Below are 519 nucleotides of genomic sequence, written 5' to 3' on the forward strand. Positions count from 1 at the left end.
TTTTGGAGGTTACTACGACTTCCCTGTTACCGCGTTTGATTTTGCCGAACGACACTTCGCCGTCGATTTCCGACACCACTGCCGGACTCGACGGGTTGCGCGCCTCAAACAACTCGGTCACACGGGGCAAACCACCCGTGATGTCGCCCGCCTTGCCCACAGCACGCGGAATTTTCACAAGTATCTCACCCACAGCCATTTTATCTTTCTCCTCTTTCACCACATGGGCGCCCAGAGGCAAGGTGTAAGTCTTCAAAATTTCGCCATTGCTGCCCAAAATCTGCGCCACAGGCACTTTCGCCTTATCGCGCGACTCCACAATAATCTTTTCTCTCAAACCGGTCTGCTCATCGTATTCGTTTTTGTACGTCACGTTTTCCTGCATGTTTTCAAAATGCAACTTACCCGGAACTTCCGACACGATAACCGCGTTGAACGGGTCCCATTCGAGCACCACATCGCCCTTTTTGAGTTTGGCACCGCTCTTGAAATACAATTTGGCGGCATACGGGATGGTGT

At 51.6% G+C, this 519-nt stretch carries 1 pseudogene; it reads right to left on the reverse strand.

Annotation, left to right across the window (positions count from 1 at the left end):
• Positions 1–519: pseudogene (locus ASC50_RS03895) on the reverse strand (DNA-directed RNA polymerase subunit beta'); the annotation flags it as partial.

Source organism: Candidatus Symbiothrix dinenymphae (assembly GCF_001431085.1).